This is a genomic window from Neobacillus sp. PS3-34, assembly GCF_030915465.1.
GTDB lineage: Bacteria > Bacillota > Bacilli > Bacillales > Cytobacillaceae > Neobacillus_A.
Map to the genome: position 1 here is coordinate 3,220,554 of NZ_CP133267.1, position 21,260 is coordinate 3,241,813.

The 21,260-nt window shown below is 40.3% G+C and carries 19 protein-coding genes and 5 pseudogenes; 17 read left to right on the plus strand and 7 right to left on the minus strand.

The window, feature by feature from the left end:
- Positions 1–4: 4 nt before the first annotated feature.
- Positions 5–861: pseudogene (locus RCG23_RS16630) on the minus strand (GRP family sugar transporter).
- A gap of 451 nt (positions 862–1,312) precedes the next feature.
- Between RCG23_RS16630 and RCG23_RS16635 the strand changes: the two are divergent.
- The 5 genes and pseudogenes from RCG23_RS16635 to RCG23_RS16655 all read left to right on the plus strand — a co-directional run bounded on the left by RCG23_RS16635 (position 1,313) and on the right by RCG23_RS16655 (position 7,230).
- Positions 1,313–1,540, plus strand: coding sequence for a hypothetical protein (locus tag RCG23_RS16635; RefSeq protein WP_308176630.1), 228 nt, complete (start codon positions 1,313–1,315; stop codon positions 1,538–1,540).
- 85 nt (positions 1,541–1,625) lie between these two features.
- Positions 1,626–4,225: pseudogene (gene adhE, locus RCG23_RS16640) on the plus strand (bifunctional acetaldehyde-CoA/alcohol dehydrogenase).
- A gap of 242 nt (positions 4,226–4,467) precedes the next feature.
- A pseudogene (ggt, locus tag RCG23_RS16645) lies at positions 4,468–6,079 on the plus strand (gamma-glutamyltransferase).
- A 40-nt stretch (positions 6,080–6,119) separates the two neighbouring features.
- Positions 6,120–6,700 (plus strand): annotated as a pseudogene (locus RCG23_RS16650) (chromate transporter).
- Entirely contained in the window at positions 6,700–7,230 is a 531-nt protein-coding gene (locus RCG23_RS16655; protein WP_308180085.1) for a chromate transporter, read from the plus strand. Before RCG23_RS16650 ends, RCG23_RS16655 begins: the two are co-directional and overlap by 1 nt.
- Positions 7,231–7,296: 66 nt before the next feature.
- On the opposite strand, the gene RCG23_RS16660 is transcribed toward RCG23_RS16655, so the two are convergent.
- From RCG23_RS16660 to RCG23_RS16670, 3 genes are all read right to left on the minus strand, one after another.
- A complete protein-coding gene (locus tag RCG23_RS16660; protein WP_308176631.1) occupies positions 7,297–7,665 on the minus strand; it encodes a hypothetical protein in 369 nt (122 codons plus the stop codon).
- A 153-nt stretch (positions 7,666–7,818) separates the two neighbouring features.
- Positions 7,819–8,448 carry a hypothetical protein gene (locus RCG23_RS16665; protein ID WP_308176632.1) on the minus strand — a complete coding sequence of 210 codons (630 nt, stop codon included), beginning with the start codon at positions 8,446–8,448 and terminating at the stop codon, positions 7,819–7,821.
- 176 nt (positions 8,449–8,624) lie between these two features.
- Positions 8,625–9,050 carry an EamA family transporter gene (locus tag RCG23_RS16670; RefSeq protein ID WP_308176633.1) on the minus strand — a complete coding sequence of 142 codons (426 nt, stop codon included), beginning with the start codon at positions 9,048–9,050 and terminating at the stop codon, positions 8,625–8,627.
- Between the two features lie 275 nt (positions 9,051–9,325).
- Here RCG23_RS16670 and RCG23_RS16675 point away from each other — a divergent pair, with 275 nt between their 5' ends.
- The 9 genes from RCG23_RS16675 to RCG23_RS16715 all read left to right on the plus strand — a co-directional run bounded on the left by RCG23_RS16675 (position 9,326) and on the right by RCG23_RS16715 (position 15,907).
- On the plus strand, positions 9,326–10,801 hold the full coding sequence (locus RCG23_RS16675; RefSeq protein WP_308176634.1) for a sensor histidine kinase: 1,476 nt from the start codon (positions 9,326–9,328) through the stop codon (positions 10,799–10,801).
- On the plus strand, positions 10,770–11,465 hold the full coding sequence (locus RCG23_RS16680; protein WP_308176635.1) for a response regulator transcription factor: 696 nt from the start codon (positions 10,770–10,772) through the stop codon (positions 11,463–11,465). The genes RCG23_RS16675 and RCG23_RS16680 overlap by 32 nt, the downstream gene beginning before the upstream one ends.
- A gap of 60 nt (positions 11,466–11,525) precedes the next feature.
- A complete protein-coding gene (locus RCG23_RS16685) occupies positions 11,526–12,131 on the plus strand; it encodes an undecaprenyl-diphosphatase (RefSeq protein WP_308176636.1) in 606 nt (201 codons plus the stop codon).
- Between the two features lie 66 nt (positions 12,132–12,197).
- A complete protein-coding gene (locus tag RCG23_RS16690) occupies positions 12,198–13,160 on the plus strand; it encodes an MGDG synthase family glycosyltransferase (RefSeq protein ID WP_308176637.1) in 963 nt (320 codons plus the stop codon).
- Positions 13,161–13,168: 8 nt separating this feature from the next.
- On the plus strand, positions 13,169–13,342 hold the full coding sequence (locus RCG23_RS16695; protein ID WP_308176638.1) for a hypothetical protein: 174 nt from the start codon (positions 13,169–13,171) through the stop codon (positions 13,340–13,342).
- Between the two features lie 90 nt (positions 13,343–13,432).
- Positions 13,433–14,164: a polysaccharide deacetylase family protein gene (locus RCG23_RS16700; RefSeq protein WP_308176639.1), complete on the plus strand. Its 732-nt coding sequence runs from the start codon at positions 13,433–13,435 to the stop codon at positions 14,162–14,164.
- An 83-nt stretch (positions 14,165–14,247) separates the two neighbouring features.
- Positions 14,248–15,057, plus strand: coding sequence for a COG4705 family protein (locus RCG23_RS16705; protein WP_308176640.1), 810 nt, complete (start codon positions 14,248–14,250; stop codon positions 15,055–15,057).
- A gap of 191 nt (positions 15,058–15,248) precedes the next feature.
- The gene (locus tag RCG23_RS16710; RefSeq protein ID WP_308176641.1) at positions 15,249–15,608 is read left to right on the plus strand and encodes a phosphatase PAP2 family protein; all 360 of its coding nucleotides are present in this window, start codon (positions 15,249–15,251) and stop codon (positions 15,606–15,608) included.
- A 38-nt stretch (positions 15,609–15,646) separates the two neighbouring features.
- On the plus strand, positions 15,647–15,907 hold the full coding sequence (locus tag RCG23_RS16715; RefSeq protein ID WP_308176642.1) for a phosphatase PAP2 family protein: 261 nt from the start codon (positions 15,647–15,649) through the stop codon (positions 15,905–15,907).
- A 62-nt stretch (positions 15,908–15,969) separates the two neighbouring features.
- On the opposite strand, the gene RCG23_RS16720 is transcribed toward RCG23_RS16715, so the two are convergent.
- From RCG23_RS16720 to RCG23_RS16730, 3 genes and pseudogenes are all read right to left on the minus strand, one after another.
- Positions 15,970–16,452: an AbrB family transcriptional regulator gene (locus tag RCG23_RS16720; RefSeq protein WP_308176643.1), complete on the minus strand. Its 483-nt coding sequence runs from the start codon at positions 16,450–16,452 to the stop codon at positions 15,970–15,972.
- A gap of 26 nt (positions 16,453–16,478) precedes the next feature.
- Positions 16,479–17,009 (minus strand): annotated as a pseudogene (locus RCG23_RS16725) (AbrB family transcriptional regulator); the annotation flags it as partial.
- Positions 17,010–17,136: 127 nt separating this feature from the next.
- On the minus strand, positions 17,137–17,409 hold the full coding sequence (locus RCG23_RS16730) for a hypothetical protein (protein ID WP_308176644.1): 273 nt from the start codon (positions 17,407–17,409) through the stop codon (positions 17,137–17,139).
- Between the two features lie 262 nt (positions 17,410–17,671).
- Here RCG23_RS16730 and RCG23_RS16735 point away from each other — a divergent pair, with 262 nt between their 5' ends.
- The 3 genes from RCG23_RS16735 to RCG23_RS16745 all read left to right on the plus strand — a co-directional run bounded on the left by RCG23_RS16735 (position 17,672) and on the right by RCG23_RS16745 (position 20,973).
- Positions 17,672–18,526: an MBL fold metallo-hydrolase gene (locus tag RCG23_RS16735; protein ID WP_308176645.1), complete on the plus strand. Its 855-nt coding sequence runs from the start codon at positions 17,672–17,674 to the stop codon at positions 18,524–18,526.
- A gap of 292 nt (positions 18,527–18,818) precedes the next feature.
- Positions 18,819–19,538 carry a YebC/PmpR family DNA-binding transcriptional regulator gene (locus RCG23_RS16740; RefSeq protein WP_308180086.1) on the plus strand — a complete coding sequence of 240 codons (720 nt, stop codon included), beginning with the start codon at positions 18,819–18,821 and terminating at the stop codon, positions 19,536–19,538.
- 103 nt (positions 19,539–19,641) lie between these two features.
- Positions 19,642–20,973, plus strand: coding sequence for a Na+/H+ antiporter NhaC family protein (locus RCG23_RS16745; RefSeq protein WP_308176646.1), 1,332 nt, complete (start codon positions 19,642–19,644; stop codon positions 20,971–20,973).
- The last annotated feature ends 287 nt before the right edge of the window (positions 20,974–21,260 follow it).

A 21,260-nucleotide genomic window follows, 5' to 3' on the forward strand; every position in this document is an offset into this window, starting at 1 on the left:
CTCCTTATTTTTTAGTGAAACCTAATAAAACTCCGCCAATAATGACGAGAATACATCCTATAATGACAAAGATAATCTGCCTTTTTGATTTTTTCTCGTGAAGCAGAAAAATGCCGCCAAGTGTTGAAATAATAATACCTGTTTGGGAAAGTGAAAAGCTGGTTGCCACTCCGATTTTTGGAAGGGAAAGCAGCAGTCCCAGATTTCCTGCTCCCCAAAGAAAACCGGTGATAATATTGTGGATCGCATATTTATTAAAAGGCTTGTGGCGGAAAGTCAATAAAATGGCTCCAGCAAGCATTCCAACTGCCTGAGGGAGAAGAACAGCCCAGCCATTTACGTTAAACCAACGAATAATAATCACATACGCTAGAAAGCCGGCTGTTGAAATCAGCAGCACAACGAACCCCCGTTTCATGGTCCCTTTTTTTCTTCTCCGCTGCCTTTTTCCCTGATGGTCGTGAATACAACTCCAATGATGATTAGAAGAATTGCTGCGACACCAAGAATAATTACTGATCTCGTTGACCATTCTTTGAAGACGATGACACCTACCAAAGTAGTCGCGACCAGCTGCATCCCTGTTGATAGGGGAACGGTTTTGGATACGCCTAAATATTGGACTGCACCAAGCTGATTCCGCTGTCCAACTGCCCATAAAATTCCGGATAGAAAGCCAATCATGAAAATGAAAAGAGTTATTTGCGGATGTACTATAAAATACAAGATGATCGAAAATAACAGAGCACCTATCGTGATTCCAAGAGTCTGGCTGTAAGCGTCACCGCCTAACTTAACACTGACTAAAACAATACTTCCCCAGCAGACTGCCGGTATAAGAGCTAATAAGATACCAGTCAACTTACTACCCTCTTTCTAATGTACTCATAAATATGTTTTCCTAGGTGAGGAAACTCTACTCATGGATTGTAAGCTCATAATTGATGATGATTCAGTATGTAGGTTTTCAGTAGTGAAAAAATTGTGAACATGTACTGCCATGTCACAGTTTATTCCTATTTGAATGTTGTTTAGGTTGCTTTTATTTATTAACCTTATTAGTAGGGAGCACAATTAGAGGTTTTCCCACTTTGGAAGAAACGAAACATATTTCAGTATAATATTATACTTGTAAACGTTTTCATTTTTTCAAGAAAACAAATTCATCTTTCTACAAAAAAAAGCTTTATTTTAAAGAATTATTATTATTATTAATCATTAAATGATAATTCATAGTTTGTTCAATATTTCACAATCTACTATTCTGAATTCGTGTTATTATGAAATCAGAAAGGAACAAGGAGTGATTAAAATGATGGTTTGCGAATGGAAAACCTTCACGACAGATTCAGAGACATTTACATTAGAAGCTTTTGAAGAATTAGTAGGAGATGAATTTGAGGCAATGATGTTCAAAGATGACGAAAGCATTCCCGCCTATATCTGGACTGTGAACTACGTCATCATTGTAAAAAGATGTTCCAAGCTGTTTACCGATATTTCATTTGAAAAAATCCCTAGAAATCCAGTCTGCGAATAGTAGATTAGATATAAAATTCTAAGCTGTTTCTTAAAAGACATGTGAAATACTTCACAAACAAATGATAACTTTGGAGGGTTTTATGATGGCAGTGGATGAAAAAGCGGTAATGGATAAAAAAAATACATCAGATATGATTGACCGTCTCGTAGATAACAGCTTGAAGGCGTTGAAGGAGTTCCGTAGTTTTGATCAGGAAATGATCGATGAAATCGTTAAACAGATGGCCCTTGCAGGACTTGATCAGCATATGCCCCTTGCAAAAATGGCAGTAGAGGAAACAAAGCGTGGCGTATATGAAGACAAAATCATTAAAAACATGTTCGCTACAGAATATGTTTACCATAATATCAAATACAATAAAACGGTCGGTATTATTAGTGAAAATGAACATGAAGGAATGATTGAGATTGCTGAGCCGGTTGGTGTCGTAGCAGGCGTAACGCCGGTAACGAACCCGACTTCCACTACCATGTTCAAGGCGCTTATCTCCATCAAGACAAGAAATCCGATTATCTTCGCTTTCCATCCGTCAGCGCAAAAATGCAGCAGCGAGGCAGCGAGGATATTAAGGGATGCAGCAATTAAAGCCGGTGCCCCTGAGAATTGCATCCAGTGGATTGAAAAGCCTTCACTTGAGGCGACACAAGCACTGATGAACCATTCTAAAATCTCCATGATTCTTGCTACTGGCGGCGCGGGAATGGTCAAATCAGCCTACAGCTCTGGTAAACCTGCACTTGGTGTAGCTGGCAACGTTCCATGCTATATTGAAAAATCAGCAAACCTTCAGCAGGCAGTAAACGATTTAATTTTGTCCAAAACATTCGACAACGGCATGATTTGTGCTTCCGAGCAGGCTGTCATCGTCGATAAAGATATTTACAACGAAGTAAAAAAAGAGATGATCGCCAACAACTGCTATTTCTTAAATGAAGAAGAGAAGCAAAAAGTTGAAAAGCTGGTTATCAACGAACATTCCTGTGCCGTGAATGCCGATATCGTCGGAATGCCGGCATACAAAATTGCTGAAATGGCTGGTGTAGTCGTTCCGGAAGCCACTAAAATCCTTATTGCAGAATTAAAGGGTGTAGGCCGCAATTCCCGCTTTCAAGGGAAAAATTAAGTCCGGTTCTTGCATGCTACAAGGTGAGCGGCCTTGAAGAAGGATTAAAGAGAGCGGAAGAAATGCTTGAGTTTGGCGGTCTTGGCCACTCTGCCGTTATTCATACCACTGATGAGGCTGCCATCCAGGCTTTTGGATTGCGGATGAAAGCAGGACGCATCATTGTGAATGCACCATCTTCCCAGGGAGCGATTGGCGATATTTACAATGCATATATGCCATCTTTAACCCTGGGATGTGGCACTTATGGCGGAAACTCCGTGTCTACGAACGTCGGAGCCGTCCATTTAATCAATACTAAAAAGGTTGCTAAAAGGAATGTAAATATGCAATGGTTTAAAGTTCCGTCCAGGATTTATTTTGAGAAAAATTCTACTCAATACCTGTCAAAAATGCCGAAGATTTCTAAGGCGTTCATTGTTACAGATCCAGGAATGGTTAAATTGGGCTATGTCGATAAAATTCTTTACTATTTGCGCAAGCGCGCGGATTATGTCCATTGCGAAATTTTTTCAGAAGTTGAACCTGACCCATCCATCCAGACAGTGATGAAGGGTGCTGAAATGATGACTAATTTTCAGCCGGATGTGATCATTGCACTTGGCGGCGGTTCTGCGATGGATGCTGCGAAAGGAATGTGGCTGTTCTATGAATATCCGGATGCAGAGTTCTTTGGATTGAAGCAAAAGTTCCTGGACATCCGCAAACGGATCGTAAAATATCCTAACTTAGGAGTTAAGGCACAATTCGTTGCGATTCCAACCACTTCTGGTACAGGGTCTGAAGTGACATCATTTTCAGTTATCACTGATAAAGAAGCGAATATGAAATACCCGCTTGCCGATTATGAATTAACACCAGACGTTGCGATTATTGATCCGCAGTTTGTTATGACGGTGCCTAAGCATATTACAGCTGATACAGGTATGGACGTATTGACACATGCAATTGAAGCATATGTGTCCTGCATGGCTAACGACTTTACCGACGGACTCGCCATGAAGGCGATCCAGCTAGTATTTGAATACCTTCCAAGAGCGTATCGAAATGGCAGCGACGAATTGGCCCGTGAAAAAGTGCATAATGCTTCAACCATCGCGGGTATGGCTTTTGCAAATGCATTCCTTGGCATCAACCACAGCCTTGCACATAAGCTAGGTGCAGAATTCCATATTGCCCATGGGCGTGCAAATACAATCCTGATGCCGCATGTCATTCGCTATAATGCTTCAAAACCGAAGAAGTTTACTGCTTTCCCTAAATACGATCACTTTGTTGCAGATGAACGTTATGCCGAAATCGCCCGTGTGCTAGGCCTGCCAGCTCGTACGAAAGAAGAAGGAGTCGAAAGCCTTGTCCAGGCAATCATTAAATTGGCTAAAGAACTCGATATTCCAATGAGCATAGAAACAAATGGAGTAGATAAAGCAGAGTTTGAAAGCAAGGTCGACTTCCTGGCTGATAAGGCATTTGAGGATCAGTGCACTACTGCCAACCCTAAGCTTCCTTTAGTAACAGAGCTCGCTGAAATTTACCGTCAGGCGTTTAAAGGCGTTTAATTCTAAATCAGCAGTTTATAACAAATCAGAGAAGCCCTGTAAGGTTAGTTCCACTAGCCTTACAGGGCTTTTTTTGCGACACAAATGCAAAAAATAAAAAAATGAATCTTTTAGGGTTTCGAAATATTTTAAAATTACAGTATAATAAAAATAATCAATTTAAACAAAATGGCTTAGATTTGGGGATTTTCAGAAAATAGCTGGAAAAATCTAAATACATTAAAGCAAAGAAGGAGCCGACGATGATAAATTTTGATGCACTTACATACCCTTACTCTTCGCAGCGGATGATGACTGTTGCAAGAAAAGGAATGGTTGCAACATCCCAGCCCCTTGCTGCACAAGCGGGGCTGGATATTTTAAAAAAGGGCGGCAATGCAATTGATGCAGCCATTGCGACAGCAGCTTGCTTAACAGTAGTCGAGCCGACTTCCAACGGAATTGGCGGAGATGCATTTGCCCTTGTTTGGACAAATGGTGAGCTATATGGGCTGAATGCAAGCGGGTGCACCCAAGGCTTTAACGATTGAAGCAGTAAAAGAGAAAGGGCATGAAACAATGCCTAAGTTTGGCTTGGTTCCGGTTACAGTTCCGGGTGCACCATCGGCGTGGGCAGAGCTTTCCAGACGCTTTGGCAAGCTGCCGTTAAGGGAAGTGCTGGAGCCTGCTATTCAGTATGCTGAAAACGGGTATCCCCTTACTCCGATACTGGCCAAGTATTGGCAGCGGGCAGCGCAGATTTATAAAAAGCTGTTTAAAGGAGCAGAGTTTGAAAGCTGGTTTAATACCTTCATGCCTGGCGGAAAAGCACCACAGGTGGGGGATATTTGGCGCTCACCTGATCATGCAGCAACGCTTCGTGAAATCGGGGAAACAGGTGCCGAATCTTTTTACAGAGGAAGCCTTGCTGAGAAAATCGATGAATTTTCACGTCAGCATGGAGGGTTTTTACGTAAAGAAGACCTGGCTGGATATCATCCAGAATGGGTTAAGCCAATCAGCGTTAATTACCGGGGTTACGACGTTTGGGAAATTCCGCCGAATGGTCAGGGGCTGGTTGCTCTTATGGCATTAAACACACTTAAAGGTTTTGAGTTTTCCGAAAAGGAATCAGTGGAAACGTATCATAAACAAATCGAAGCGATGAAACTGGCATTTGCCGATGGAAAAAAATATATTACCCAGGAAGATAAGATGACGGTACCTGTTGAACAGCTTTTAAGCAGCGAATATGGAAAAGAGCGCGCGAGCCTAATCAGCGGGGAAGCATTAACCCCTGAACCTGGAACACCGCCATCGGGCGGAACAGTTTACCTTGCGACAGCCGATGAAGATGGCAATATGGTATCATTTATCCAGTCAAATTATATGGGCTTTGGATCCGGAATCGTCGTACCAGGAACAGGAATTGCCCTGCAAAACCGAGGGCACGATTTTTCACTCGATCCTGAACATGCAAATCGCCTTGAGCCAGGCAAAAAAACGTACCATACGATTATTCCAGGCTTTATGACAAAAGGGAACGAGGCTGTCGGCCCTTTTGGAGTAATGGGAGGTTATATGCAGCCTCAGGGACATGTCCAGGTTGTCATGAACACAGTTGATTTTCACTTGAATCCTCAGGCTGCCCTTGATGCACCAAGATGGCAGTGGGTAGAAGGGAAAACGATTGAAGTAGAGCGTGCACTTCCAGCACATATTGCGGAAGAACTTGCTAGAAAAGGCCACGATATTAAAGTGGCACTTGATTCAGGCGGTTTCGGGCGGGGACAGATTATTTGGAGAGACCCGGTAAGCGGCGTCCTTTTCGGAGGTACCGAGCCTAGAACAGACGGAACTGTAGCATCCTGGTAAAGAAGCAACAAGACAGACAGATTAAAGGATTTGATAAACTATGAAACAATGGAATCTTTTTTTAGCCTTTTTCAGGCCAGGAATACTTGGTTATGGGGGATGCCATCCTCAATCCCGCTCGTTCATAAAGAGGTTGTCGGCAAATACAAGTGGATGAGCGATGAGGAGTTCGGCGATGTATTGGCACTGGCAAATATGCTGCCAGGTCCAATCGCAACCAAGCTTGCAGGTTATATTGGCTACCGTATTGGCGGGACATTAGGACTGATAAATGCTGTTTTGGCTTCAACGCTCCCGACCATTATACTGATGATTTTTCTGCTAACCTCACTTTCTTCCTTTAAGGACCAGCCATGGGTATTGGGTATGACGAAAGCGGTGGTGCCTGTTGTTGGGGTCATGCTTGCCGTATTAACCTGGCAATTTTACGAAAATGGGCGAAAAGCAATGGGCTGGAAAGGGAATCTTATCCTCGTCGTGATAAGCCTGATCCTCATGGAAGTGCTGAATGTCCATCCCGGATTTTTGATTGCGGGTCTTCTAGTGCTGGCTCTAGCTGGACCGGAAAAAAAGAAAGTGACTGAAAAAGATACGGTAAATCGGGAGGGGAAAATCAAATGATGGTTCAGTGGAAGATTTTTCTCTCATTTTTCATCCCGGGAATTTTAGGTTATGGAGGGGGGCCATTTTCCATTCCGCTTATAGAAAATGAAGTCGTCGACCGTTATGGCTGGCTGACGGTGAAGGAATTCAGTGAGGTGCTGGCACTTGCCAACTCACTTCCTGGCGCAATCGCCACTAAAATGGCAGGCTATATCGGCTATCAGCAGGGCGGAATTCTTGGTGCGGCTGTGGGAGTATTCGCCTCTGTTGCCCCGTCATTGGTATTAATGATTGCTTTGCTGAGCCTTTTATACAAATACAAAGATTCGCCAAGAGTAAAAAAATTGACGACGTATGTTAGGCCCGCCATTGCTGTCATGCTGGGTGTCATCGCCTTTCAATTTTTGAAGGGATCATCGCTTGATATAGGCTTTTGGCAGACACTGGTTCTTGCCTCAATAAGCTATGTTTTGATGGAAAAAGTCAAAGTCCACCCTGCATTGGTCATTTTAGCCGCGCTAGGGTACGGAGCCATATTCCTTCATTAATATTCGTGAGATAGCTGCCATCCTTACAAGGGTGGCGGCTTTTTTGTCGTCTAGGAAATAATAAAATTAAATGATGTGAATAACTTCTACAAGTTGTATTAATCTAGCTCCACAAGGAAAGCTTCGGCAGCATATGCTTCGCACGAAGAAATAGCGATAGCTTTTTCGAGGAGCACCCAGCCAGTTTTCACCTTTGAATAGCCCCTTTGAATTTCTTGCTCCAAGCATGACCTTTAGGTGATGCTTGGAGCAGCTCGGGGTCATAAGCCAAATCACTCCAGAAATCAGGACAAGGAAAGCTTCGGCAGCATCCGCATCGCACGAAGGAAAAGCGATAGCTTTTCCAAGGATGACTGCGTGATTCGTCTTATGCCTGTCGGGGCTAACCAGGGCGCTTGCGCCTTTTGTTCTCTTGCTTCGACAGGCTTGATCCAAGACTAGAAAACTTGAATTATGAACGAAGCAAGCGGTCTATGCGCGAAACTACAAATTACTTCAATCTCCACATGGATGTACGCCGGATAAAAAAACAAAAGTAAAAGCAGTGAAATTCACTGCATTTACTTTCATTTGGATAAAGTTTTGGTCTTAATTTATAAATGCTTTACATTCCTCTGATTTTTCTAAGTCTTCCTGAGCAAGAACAGCTTTACCCAAATTTTTATATGCAATCGATCTGGCCAGATAGGCTCTGGAGATTCCCTGCCAATTATTGATTGGCAAAAGCTTTTCAAGTGCCTGGTCAGCAAATTCCACTATTCTTTCACTAGGTACACTAATAATCCCCTTATTGGCGATATCCGCTTTGATGATCCAATACCATCCTATACCTTGAATATGGTCAAAGGTGTCACCCTTTTCAAACATCTCCCGTGCTCTATCTAGTAAACTTAAACCCTCTTGAACTTGATTATTTGAAATATGGCTAATCCCTTTTGAAAATATGCTTTGTGCCAATGATACAGAATCTCCTGATAAACGAGCGAACTCTTCTTCCTTTTCACTATATTGGCTGGCTTCTGCTGGTTTCCCTAATGAACGGCACATATTACCGAGACGTAAATAACATTGTGCAAGTATTTTATAAGCATAAATCGTTTCTTCATCTGAATTACAGCCATCTAATAATTCAAGTAGCTTATCTTCAATAATCCGGTAGCCTTGAAGTGCCTCCGTGTATTTATTTTGCTGTTCATAGGTATGCAGTATTTCTTCCATTTCCTTTTCAACACCAATTAGTAATTCTATTATCCTCAACCCCTTCAAAACTATTTTTAATCATATTATAGTTTATTTTCTAAAAATAACCAATTAATGTAAAGGATTATTAATAAATACGACTGTCATAAAAAAGCAGTGCAATTTTTTATGCACTGCCTGCCCTCTTATGCCAATTAATTCAACGCAGTCAACAGCACACCAATCGCGATAAGGCCTACACCAATTCCGTTCACCATGCTTAGTTTTTCCCCGAAGAAGGCAATTGCAAAAACAGTTGCGATGACGACACTTAATTTATCAATTGGGGCAACCTGCGATACCTTTCCGGTTTTAAGTGCCAAAAAGTAGAATAGCCAGGAAGTCGCTCCAGCAACTCCGCTCAAAACAATAAACATAAAGGTTTTCTTTTCACTGATAATTAGAGGGATTTTGCTTAAATTCCCTTCACAGGCGACTACCCCAAATAAAAAGATTGCCATAATGATGGCTCTGACTGCGGTTGCAGTATTGGCATCAATATTTTGCAGGCCTAACTTCCCGAATATCGAAACAAAAGCAGCAGAAACAGCTGAAAGAATTGCAAAGATAAGCCAGGACATACTGTAACCCCTCCTTTATTTTTTTCTTATAACAACAATTACCATTTGGACACACTAATTGCAAAGATTATCCAGAAAAATTTAATAAACTTTTAAGAATTCATTTAGAGAATTTTTAGGCTGGGTGGCTATGCTTATCCTTAAGCAAATTACTTCTTGATAGATAATTACTTTTCGGATGGAAAATCCTTATACAGTCCTGGAGAGAATTTCTTACGATGGGATACTATAAAAATATCCGGAATGAACGTTAAGCGCAGAAAGCGGTGTAATGAATGTCAATTCGCCTAAGATTATTGCTGTCCTATATCGCAATGATTTTTATCCCTATTTTATTTGCAATCATGTCAGCTTTATTGGTTGCCCTGCTCTTCAGGGGGGATGTAAAGGAATTGCGGGATATTTATCTGCCGCCTGAGCATCATGAACACCTGACAGCAAAGGATCAATTATTACTTGATTTACACCGGCAATCGGTTAAAGATTCAGGTCGATTTTTAAATCCTTCCTATTTAAGAAAAGTAGATAAGCAATTGAAGAAATCTGGTGCTGCATTGGTAATGCGGAAGGAAAGAACAATCACCTATCTATCTTCTTCTCTAAAAGGGCTTGATACAGAGGATCTACCATCGTTTGGAACGTATAGGGAAGCGGATCCTGTTGAGAGGATCGACCATCGATATGTATCGTTTAAACAGCTTGATTTTTTCTTCCCCGACAATTCTGAGGGATCGCTATTTCTTATTACAGACGCCAGCAGTCTGGCAAAATTTGTTCGTTCCTTTTTTCCCGGTTTATTTATCGGTTTGATTCTTATATTAATCATTACAAATGGTTTATTAACTTATTATGTGTCCAGGAGTATCATCCGCCCGATAAGGGAGCTTCAGAGAGCCGCTAAAGAAATGAAGGAAGGCAATCTGAATGTGAAAATAGAAGCTATGTCCAAGGATGAGCTGGGCCAACTGGCAATGGGCTTCGAGGAAATGAGAGTAAGGCTGAAGGAATCGATTGAATTACAGCTGGCATATGAGGAAAACCGCAAAGAACTCATTGCCAATATCTCGCATGATTTAAAAACGCCGATCACAACGATAAAAGGATATGTAGAGGGTATTCGGGATGGTGTTGCCAATAGCCCTGATCGGATGGAGCGTTATATCCAGACGATCCATAATAAAGCAATTGACCTTGATCATATGATCGACGAACTTTTTTTATACTCTAAACTCGACTTGCAGCGACTCCCATTTTATTTTGAGAAGTTTCATTTTGATGATTATGTTCAGGACTTCGTAGAGGAGCTTCGATTTGATGTAGAAGAAAAGAAAGTGGAAATAGTATTGGAAATTGAAAAAAATCGAGATTATACAGTGTTGGGTGACCGTGAGCATCTTAAGCGGGTTATTACTAATATTGTTAATAACTCATTGAAATATATTGAAAATGAAAATAAAAAGCTTTCCTTCCACTTATCTGCTTTAAAATCGCATATTCAGCTCAGTATTAAAGATAATGGACCGGGCATAGATGCTAAAAATCTTCCATTTATTTTTGACCGTTTTTACCGCGCTGATTTAGCAAGAGGAACAGAAAAGGGTGGCAGCGGCCTTGGGTTATCAATTGCTAAGAGAATTATTGAAGAGCACCATGGGTCCATTTGGGCAGAAAGCACCGAAGGACAGGGGACTAAGATTCTATTTACGTTAAAAAAGGCAGGTGAACAGGATGAAAACGATTTTAATCATTGAAGATGACAAAAGCATCGCAGAATTGGAACGCGATTATTTAGAAATAGATGGATTTAACGTTGAAATAGCGTTAACAGGAAATGAGGGTTTAGAGAAAGCTTTAAATCATGAAGTAGACCTGGTTCTGTTGGATCTTATGCTCCCAGGGCTTGATGGCTTCCAGATTTGCAAATCAATCCGTTTAAAAAAGGATATTCCGATACTGATGGTCACTGCCAAAAAAGAGGATATTGATAAAATTCGTGGCCTTGGAATAGGTGCAGATGACTATATTGTAAAGCCCTTCAGCCCAAGCGAATTGGTAGCAAGAGTAAAAGCACATCTTTCCCGTTATGAAAGGTTAATTGGCAAGGAAGCTCAGAATGATGTCATAATGATCCGGGGTCTGCGCATTGACAAGTCTTCAAGAAGGGTATTTGTCAATAATCATGAAGTAATGTTCACTGCTAAGGAATTCGATGTCCTGACATTTTTTGCACTCCATCCAAATCATGTTTTTAGCAAAGAACAGTTATTTGAGCGACTCTGGGGGTTTGATTCTTTGGGGGATATTTCCACTGTCACTGTGCACATCCGAAAAATCAGGGAAAAAATTGAATCAGATCCTTCAAATCCCCAATATCTTGAAACCGTGTGGGGAGCTGGATACCGATTTAAAGAGTAAAAATCATGAGAAAATGGAAAAACAACAAAATATGGAAATTTAGTGTAATGGAGGTTCAACATGTTTTCACATATAGATTTTAATGCCTTTCAAACCATTAACCATCTTGCTGTAAGTGAGCGTATTCTAAATCCCCTGATGATTTTTCTTGCAGAGTGGGGTGAATATGTCTTCTTTGCCGGCATTTTATTTTATTGGTTTTATAAAATTTCAGAAAACAAGAATCGGAGAATGGTAGTAGAAGCATTACTTGCTGCTTGTTTAGCTTTAGGTATTAATGTGCTGATCGGAATGTTTATTTACCGTGACAGGCCTTTTGTCCATCACCACGTGAATTGGCTGATTCCACATGCGAAGAATGATTCATTTCCGAGTGACCATGCAACAGGAGCATTTGTTATTGCGGCCTCAATATGGCAGTGGAAAAAACGGGCGGGGTGGCTATGGCTTCTTCTTGCAGCAGGTATTTCCTTATCGAGAGTCTGGACGGGTGTCCACTATCCGGCGGACATCATTGCAGGAATGCTGATTGGGACAGGCTCTGCGTTTGCGGTTCATACACTTTCGATGCGATCCGGAAAGTTCGGTAAATTAATATCCTTTTTTATAAATTTTTATATCAAGATTGAAAGCCTCATTTTCAAAAAGAAAATTATTAACCCATAAAAAAAGCAGGAAAGACTGGTGCCGAATTCATTTTTATTCACTTTTTATGGTTGGGGAGTTAATGAAATGATACAAGTTAAAAAGGAAAAACTTCTAATTCTTTCAGCCAATTTTGGAGACGGCCATAAACAGGTTGCAAAAGCAATAACAGAGGTGGCTGAGCTTTCGTATCCGGAAGTGGAGACGGCAACACTCGACATTATGAAGTGGATTCATCCACGCCTTAATCCTATAAGTCATTTTTTATACATCAGGGGGATAAAAAGGTTACCGTTTTTATATAGTTTCATTTACAAGAGAACACGAAAACCCAACTCTTTTTCTATGAAGTTAAATTCCATCCTGTCATCTGGATTGGAACCGGTATTAGAGATTATCAACAACATGAAACCTTCAGTAGTGGTGAGTACCTATCCCTTTGCAGCCGGGATTATGTCAAAGTTAAAAGAACTTGGATTAATAAATGTTCCGATTGTTACGGTTATCACGGATTATACAGACCATTCATACTGGCTTCATCCAAACACAGACCATTATTTGGTTGGGTCGAAAGAGGTTGAGGAGCGGTTAATAAGACTTGGAGTAGAACGCAGTAAAATAAAAAACACCGGAATTCCGATACGACAGCAATTTTATAAAAAACATTCAAGAAACGCTCTTGCAGAAAAATTTGATTTTGATCCAAAAAAATTCACCTTGTTAGTGATGGGCGGCGGCGATGGGCTGATAGGGAAGGGTTTTTCCACTCTTCAAGCCTTGGAAAATATTCCACATCCAGTTCAAATCGTAATTGTGTGTGGACGTAATAAAAAATTGAAGCTCCAATTGGAAAGCAAGCTAAAGGATACAATTCATAAAATACGAATTGTTGGATTCTGTGAAAATATCGCTGAAATAATGGCGATTTCGGATATTATGATAACAAAGCCGGGAGGTGTAACGACCACCGAAGCCATTGAGATGGATCTGCCAATGCTGATTTACAAACCGCTCCCCGCCAGGAGGAAGATAATGCTAATTATCTATTAGGAGAAGGAATGGCAGTCCTAGCCAAGAATGACAGAGATTTAAGTGCCAAGCTTCAAAGCTTGGTCGGCCATTCAAAACAATTAAAATCTATGAAATCAAAAATTAGGGCTTATCATCGTTGGACAATAAAGAAGGATCCCTTGAAATCAATCCTTCAAAGTATTCCAGGAAGAGAGACATAAGAAATTAGTTGATTTTTAACCTTACTACATCGACCGGCAAAAGCCGACCAAAGGGAAAAGGCTAGGGTTGCAACTGAGGTGAACAGAAGTATGTACGAGAAATTATTTTACTTTATCCTGATATTATTTATATTTTACACTCTTATTCCGTTCCTTTATTCAAGAGTATTAGGTATGGGAGTATTCAAAAACAATCGAAAATCAAATAACATTGCCTTCACTTTTGACGATGGGCCGCACCCCGTCTATACCGCAGAGGTGTTGGATGTTTTAAGAGATCACCATATAAAGGCTGCCTTTTTTGTCCTGGGTTCCAGTGCTGAAAAATATCCGGAGTTAATCCTTCGCATACATAATGAAGGCCATTTAATTGGAATCCATAATTATGTTCATCATTCGAACTGGATTATGGCACCATGGAAAATACGCAAAGATCTAGATCGTAGTGCTGCCATTATCGAAGGTATTACGGGGAAAAAGCCCCATTATTACCGCCCGCCCTGGGGCTTATTGAACATATTTGATTTTTTCATTCTCAAGGACTATAAAATCATTCTCTGGTCTTTAATGGCCGGGGATTGGCGGAGCCGCGGGGGAAGTGAAAGAGTGAGGAATGTGTTGCTTACAAAGGTGAAGCAGGGTGATATTATTCTTTTGCATGACAGCGGCGATACTCTTGGAGCGGATGAAGAAGCTCCCCAAAATACAATTTCTGCTTTAAAAGATGTTTTGAAGGAGGTAAGCTTACGAGGTTATACGTGTGTGAGAATAGATGAACTGTTTTACTCACAGCACCAAAACAATAATATAAAACTCCAGTAGGCGGTAACATTCGAATGAAGGATTTTTTTTAAAAGAATATACCAAAACCAAAAAAGGAAAAACTAGAAAAGGAGGAATCATAAATGAAAAATAATGAACAGAATCTCGATAGTAATAGGGATAATCGATCCATTGGCAGGCAAATGTTGAACAAAGTTCCAGAAGTGACAATCTACTTCTGGATTATTAAGATCCTAGCAACGACGGTGGGTGAAACGGCAGCGGACTTCCTTAACGACAATCTGAATATGGGATTGACCAACACGACCATCATCATGAGTGTCCTCTTGCTCATCACACTGTTTTTCCAATTCAAAGCTAGAAAGTACGTGCCGAGGGTTTATTGGCTTGCAGTTGTACTCATAAGTGTGGTCGGTACGCTAGGTTCTGATAATTTGACGGACAATTTAGGTGTCCCACTTCAGACTACCACTATCATTTTCACCATCTTAATGCTTGCCACTTTTGCCATGTGGTACGCCAGTGAAAAAACACTTTCCATTCATTCTATCTTCACGACTAAGCGGGAAGCGTTCTATTGGTTAACCATCCTATTTACTTTCGCATTGGGTACTTCAGCTGGTGACCTTATAGCTGAGGGACTGAACATGGGGTACTGGAAGTCAGCGATTATGTTCGCCGCTGTGATCGGGGTGGTTGCCATCGCACACTACCGCTTCAAGCTGAATTCAGTGCTTGCCTTCTGGATCGCCTACATTTTGACCCGTCCTTTTGGAGCTTCTCTAGGCGACTTCCTATCACAGCCTCACCATAATGGTGGTCTTGGCCTCGGTACGATGGGAACAAGCGCACTCTTCCTCATAACAATCTTAGGCTTGGTCATTTACCTCACTATGACGAGAATAGACGCTCCAAAGTTAGCTGAGGAGTAGAGTAAGGTACTGCCGCTAGAGAATCATCCGAAATACTTGAAGTGAATAATAACATAGAACAAGAGCGTTTCTAAGGAAGCGCTCTTGTTGTTATATGTTTGGCAAAATAGAATAAGGGTTATTTAGTGTGCTAAGGATATTTAAGAGCCATGTGGAGGCTCTATCTTTTTTAAGTTGGAAGGAGTTTGAGGATGAGTTTAAAGTCGCATCTTTTCATAGCATTTATTATAAGTTTAGTTTCCCTGGTGGGTTTTAGCGTAGTAGCTGTGTTCATCAGTGATAAGAAAATAATTGATTTTGATAGTGATATCATCTCATTTATACAGGGATTTGAATCTCCGCCACTTACAGTTATTATGAAATTCTTTACTTTTATAGGTTCTGCCCCATGTGTCGTGGTTATTAGCATCCTTCTTTTGTTTTTCCTGTATAAAGTCCTCAAGCATCGGCTGGAATTGATTTTGTTTATTAGTGTTGTCGCAGGGTCGGCTATCTTGAATCAGATATTAAAGCAGGTATTTCATCGAGTTCGCCTGATCTTCATCGATTAATTGACATAGTAGGATACAGTTTTCCAAGTGGGCATGCGATGAATGCCTTTACCGTCTATGGAATGATTACCTTCCTGCTTTGGAGGCATATTCCCTGGAGGATCGGACGAAGTATCCTAATTCTTATTTCAATCTTCTTTATATTGGCTATTGGTATAAGCCGAATATATTTAGGTGTCCATTATCCGAGTGATATCATTGGCGGCTATTTCGCAAGTGGCTTCTGGCTTGCAATCGCCATATGGTTCTTTCAACATTACAAAGAAAAACAATACAATCGAAAAACATTCAATTCTTGAAGGAAAATAAAAATCCTTATGCGTAATAAGGATTTTTGTTTTGCGTAAAGGGTTAAATTCTTTTATAGATCTGATTTCACAATGGTTTGAAAGCTTATGAGCCTTAAAAGAGTGGGCACAAGAATTAATACAGCAATTAATCTAAGTGACTGGACGGTTACGACGAACGTAGAGTCTGCATGAAGAGCCAATGAAGTGGATGCCATTTCTGCCACTCCTCCTGGAGCAAAAGCTAAAATACAAGTGACCATTGGTATTTGAGTTACTTTTGAAATCCATATAGAAAAGACTGCCATAATGGCTACCATAAAAAGCGAGCTAACTAGTCCACCACAAATAATTCTTCCCAGACCTCGGAACATCTCCTTTTTAATATGGGAACCGATACTGGTCCCAATCAAAACCTGTGCCAAGATGACTATTTTGTGTGGCCAGAAGGGGGAAGCATTGTTTTTATTAAAATAGGAAATAATTAATTGGGTTAGTGATGCTCCAATCATACCTCCAACGAGCCATGGGGCTGGCAATTTTATTCTTTTCCCCATAATAGCTCCTCCAATTGAACCAAAAATCAAAAGAGTGGTCCAAAGCAAAGGAAAAAGGTCAACGCCGTAATGGCCCTATCTTGTAAGGTTATATGAATTTGATTATTCAGTTTTCCGGCAATGAAAGGAACTGTACCAATGACAAGTAAAATACGAAGTGTTTGGATAATGCTGACAACAATTGCATTTGCCCCGGCCTCTTCAGCTATTGCCGGCATGGCGGACATTCCCCCAGGTGTTGTTCCAAACAGGCATGTAATCATACTGGCTTTGCTGAATCGACACAATGCTATTCCAGCAACGATAGCGACAGCAATGGAAATGATAAGCATAATGGTAATGATAAAAAAATGATCCTCAAAAGTATCAAGGCTGGAAATATTAATATTTTGTCCCAATTGGATCCCCAAAATAGCTTGCCCAATTTGCCGCCAATAAGGATGCAAGCATTTGTTTTTTTCACAAAGCTTCCCTCTGGATTTTGCCAAGACTAAGGAAATTAAGCTTGCTGTAAACAGGCTTCCCAACAACCAGGCAATAGATATTCCTGTATTGGATAAAAAAAGGCCTCTAAAAAACTAACCGTTATTAAAGGAACATTTTGCAGCATTCCGCTAAGTTTGTTCATAATAATATGTCTGCTCCTTTTGGGGGTATTTCTAATCTTTTATTTCTACTATCCAATTATTTTTCCCGATAAGCCTTTAAAGTTGTTTTTAAAGAGGCATACGATCCAATCGCAGCATATCCGTAAAACCAGCCCATGAAACCCCCAGCAAACAAGTGATGGGGATGGCTGATAAATATAGAAATAATTAAACCAATTAGTAATGCTATAGTTGGAATAAACTTTTTTGAAAGTTTAAAAAAGACTTTGATAATCTGCGTTGCAACGAGGACAATTGGAACCGCTATAACAGCATCCCAAAAATTCGTATGTATAGTTGGAAACTCCACTTTTTAACACTCCCCTCACTGTATGTATTGTTCCCATCAATCGTTTGAATATTATGGAAAGCTATCCGGCTGTTTATTAAAAAGACACTATTCCAACATGATTTTTATGGATTACTAATACTTTATAAACTTAAAATCCTGAATGAGAAACGGAAGAGGACAAGGGGGTTCTTTGGACGAATTATTATATATTGAAATGCCAGAAATAAATCCTGAAATTTTTCTCATGTTTATAAATGGAATTTAAAAAAGGATGATGAACATGTCTCTTTTTGAACAAATCAGCGAACATATTTGGATTATGCATGCAGATCATGAAACCGACAGGCCTATTTTGGCAGCAATCGCAGGTACAAGGAAAACGCTCATCATGGATGCAGGAAATTCTCCGAAGCATGCCAGTCTATTTAAAAACTATTTAATAAATCAGGGAATACGGCTTCCTGATATGGTGGTTTTGACCCACTGGCATTGGGACCATACATTTGGCCTGACTGCATGGGACGCTCCGGTGATTGCACACTCAGAGACTGCAAAAGTTCTCCGCTATTTATCAAGTATGGAATGGTCTGAAGAAACACTGAAGGATCTGTCAAACGAAAAAATTATTAATGAAGATACGATTGTTCACATCATAAAGGAATATGGGGATTCCAGAAGCATTCAAATTCCGGAAGCGGATATCCAGTTCAATGCAGGTTTGCAGATCGATCTTGGCGGTGTGTCCTGCGAAATTCAGCATGTTGGGGGCGACCATGCCGCAGATTCCTGCTTCTTCTATGTAAAAGAAGACAAAGTATTATTCCTGGGAGATGCACTTAGTCCTTCGGTTTACGGTGGACCGCGCACGTATACATCAGCCAACTTTTTAGAAGTACTGTTAGTTATGTATCAATACAATGCTGAAATCTATGTGGAATCACATGGGAAACCAACAAAAAGAGAAGCGTTCTTGGAAGAAATCAGTCCATGGGAGCAGCTTGCTCGTCTTATTGATCATTATGGAAACAACCGTGAACACATAGTGGAGGACTTGAAGGAATATTTTAAAATGGATGAACTGTCCAGGGACCTTGACGAATCAATAGGCTATTTTATATCAGGCTTAAAAATGTAGTAATTTGACAAGGAAATGATATGGTAAAATAGTACGTGATAAAACTGGTGGTTATTAAATTCCAATTTAATTGTGAGATAATAATATAGAAAAACCTTTTGTTCGAAGCCGGGAATTTTATTAGCTTTTTGAATGGAGCGTTTTCGATTATTATTCACTTAACAAATTGTACAAATGCGGTATAATATAAGCTGTGAATGAAGTATTTTTGATTATTATTGTTTGTCAGCAATATAATCGTAATAAAAACATTTAAAAAGCTTTGATTCAATTTTGAAAGAGAGTGAACATAATAGGCCGTAAATGGAATAATATTAAAGAAAAAAAAGCGTCCAAGGATGCTAATACGAGTCGTATATATGCAAAGTTTGGTGTTGAAATTTATGTAGCAGCAAAACAGGGTGAACCAAATCCAGAGTCTAACCAGGCTTTAAGATTCGTACTTGAGCGGGCAAAAACATATAATGTACCGAAACACATTATCGACCGAGCGATTGAAAAAGCAAAAGGCGGTTCAGAAGAAAACTATAGTGAACTTCGTTATGAAGGCTTTGGACCTAATGGATCCATGGTAATCGTAGATGCCCTGACCAATAACGTGAACCGTACAGCTTCAGACGTACGTGCTGCCTTTGGTAAAAACGGCGGAAACATGGGTGTCAGCGGATCAGTAGCTTATATGTTTGATGCAACGGCTGTCATTGGAATTGAAGGCAAAACGGCTGATGAAGTGCTTGAATTATTAATGGAAGCAGATGTAGACGCACGTGATATTATTGAAGAAGATGATTCTGTCATCGTTTATGCGGACCCTGAACAGTTCCATGCAGTACAGGAAGCATTGAAAAATGCAGGGATTACTGAATTTACGGTAGCTGAGATTACAATGCTTGCCCAAAATGACGTCACCCTACCTGAAGATGGACAAGCAAAATTCGAAAAAATGATTGACGCATTAGAAGACCTAGATGATGTTCAACGAGTGTACCACAATGTCGATTTAGGTGAATAGACCTTGAAGCAGACCTTTGACCTAAAAAGGGTCTGCTTTTTTTAGTTATCAGAATTTATTTCCATAGTTTTTCTAATGTATTTAAAAGTATTTGGAGGGAAATATGTTGGAGCAAAACTTTACAAGCAGGCAAGTTCTTGGCTTAATAGGTGTCACACTTGCGGGGATTTTAGCATCCGTTGCCTGCAATATTCCTCTTGCAATCGGATTTTTGCCTGGGTTGTTCATGCTGATTGCATTAGTTAGAACTAAAAGGCATTCCTTCTCGCAAATACTGTCTGTTTGCAAATCAGGGATTAACCGTGGAAAGACGGTTATTTTTATTCTATTTCTTGTAAGCTTTCTCCTGCCTTCCTGGTATGAAGCAGGAACTATTAATCAGTTAGTATCGCTGTCTCTTGAGGTTATTACACCCACTCATTTTCTTTTATTGACGTTCATCATTTCCATGTTTTTTTCAATGATACTGGGTACCTCTGTTGGTACTTTAAGCTCTATAGGGATCCCGATAATCACCAGCGCAGCTGCAATCCATATTGCATTGCCTACTGTTGCGGGGGCATTAATATCAGGTGCGTTCGTTGGAGATCGGACCTCTCCTTTTTCAAGTGCACACCAGCTTCTTTCAAACATAGTGGAAGTTCCAGTTAAGAAGCAGTTTCGGGCCATTTTTGTCACAACGATCACAGCAGTTATGGCAGGCAGCTTGTATTACTGGATTCTCGACTTACACATTCAAAACTCGAGCCTTGTTCACGAACATTCACTGTTTCGGGGGAAAAGTGTGAGCATGGTAAAATTTATTCCGCCTGCAGTTTTGATCACAGCTGTATTGCTGCGATTTAAAATCATTTATGCTTTCATGGCCAGTATTATTTCTGCATGCATAATCGCTTTATTTGCAAAAGTTGCTCCTAACGCTCTTTTACATTCTTTATTTTCAGGTGTACCAGGTATCGGCGGGGGACTGCAAAACATGTATTTACTACTCATTTTTTTGGCATTGGCGGGTGCTTACAATGGACTGCTGGAGGAATATAAAGTAATCCAGCCTCTCTTAGACCGGTGGATGACCAAATCCGGCTCACTGGCTTTGGATACGGTTAAAACGATCATCGCTACGTTAGGAATATCGCTGATTGCCGGCAACCAAACCCTTCCGATTATTTTAACAGGAAGATCGTTTCTTTCACATTGGTCCAATAAACACAGCAAAGAAGAATTGGCGCGTGTTATGGCTGATTCAACTATGCTGTTTCCGGCCATGATTCCCTGGAGTGTATTGGCTCTAATGTGTAGCAGTATTTTGGGAGTTTCCTTATTCGATTATCTTCCTTTCGCTATTTTTCTTTGGATTTTACCAATATTAACGATCATTTTTTCATTGGGTAAAAAAATAAAAGCCTCCTCCTCTGTCGTTTCCAATACTGGCTGATAACTAAAATCTGAGGTTGAAGGAAAAGAGCCAAAAACTGATATAGCTATAGAGCCGTGCAGGATTCCCTGCGCTTTCCACAATAAAAAGCTTAGTGAATTAATATTTTTTGAAAATATAAACTTTATGTAGAATAATGTCGAAATTTGACGAATATAGTATACTGTTAATAGGTACCTTACACTTGATTATAAGTAGTTAGCGCCTATCAAACTTAATTGGGATGCAGCGGAAACTGCATCTCAACTAAAATCCCTTCAAAATTTTGAAGGGATTTTTCTTGTTCA

Excerpts from the sequence above, each read along its gene's own strand:
- RCG23_RS16635 (WP_308176630.1), top strand. The coding sequence starts at position 1,313 with ATGATGGTTTGCGAATGGAAAACCTTCACGACAGATTCAGAGACATTT.
- RCG23_RS16655 (WP_308180085.1), top strand. The coding sequence starts at position 6,700 with ATGGTTCAGTGGAAGATTTTTCTCTCATTTTTCATCCCGGGAATTTTA.
- RCG23_RS16665 (WP_308176632.1), bottom strand. The coding sequence starts at position 8,448 with ATGGAAGAAATACTGCATACCTATGAACAGCAAAATAAATACACGGAG.
- RCG23_RS16670 (WP_308176633.1), bottom strand. The coding sequence starts at position 9,050 with ATGTCCTGGCTTATCTTTGCAATTCTTTCAGCTGTTTCTGCTGCTTTT.
- RCG23_RS16675 (WP_308176634.1), top strand. The coding sequence starts at position 9,326 with ATGTCAATTCGCCTAAGATTATTGCTGTCCTATATCGCAATGATTTTT.
- RCG23_RS16685 (WP_308176636.1), top strand. The coding sequence starts at position 11,526 with ATGTTTTCACATATAGATTTTAATGCCTTTCAAACCATTAACCATCTT.
- RCG23_RS16690 (WP_308176637.1), top strand. The coding sequence starts at position 12,198 with ATGATACAAGTTAAAAAGGAAAAACTTCTAATTCTTTCAGCCAATTTT.
- RCG23_RS16695 (WP_308176638.1), top strand. The coding sequence starts at position 13,169 with ATGGCAGTCCTAGCCAAGAATGACAGAGATTTAAGTGCCAAGCTTCAA.
- RCG23_RS16700 (WP_308176639.1), top strand. The coding sequence starts at position 13,433 with ATGTACGAGAAATTATTTTACTTTATCCTGATATTATTTATATTTTAC.
- RCG23_RS16705 (WP_308176640.1), top strand. The coding sequence starts at position 14,248 with ATGAAAAATAATGAACAGAATCTCGATAGTAATAGGGATAATCGATCC.
- RCG23_RS16710 (WP_308176641.1), top strand. The coding sequence starts at position 15,249 with ATGAGTTTAAAGTCGCATCTTTTCATAGCATTTATTATAAGTTTAGTT.
- RCG23_RS16715 (WP_308176642.1), top strand. The coding sequence starts at position 15,647 with ATGAATGCCTTTACCGTCTATGGAATGATTACCTTCCTGCTTTGGAGG.
- RCG23_RS16720 (WP_308176643.1), bottom strand. The coding sequence starts at position 16,452 with ATGGGGAAAAGAATAAAATTGCCAGCCCCATGGCTCGTTGGAGGTATG.
- RCG23_RS16735 (WP_308176645.1), top strand. The coding sequence starts at position 17,672 with ATGTCTCTTTTTGAACAAATCAGCGAACATATTTGGATTATGCATGCA.
- RCG23_RS16745 (WP_308176646.1), top strand. The coding sequence starts at position 19,642 with ATGTTGGAGCAAAACTTTACAAGCAGGCAAGTTCTTGGCTTAATAGGT.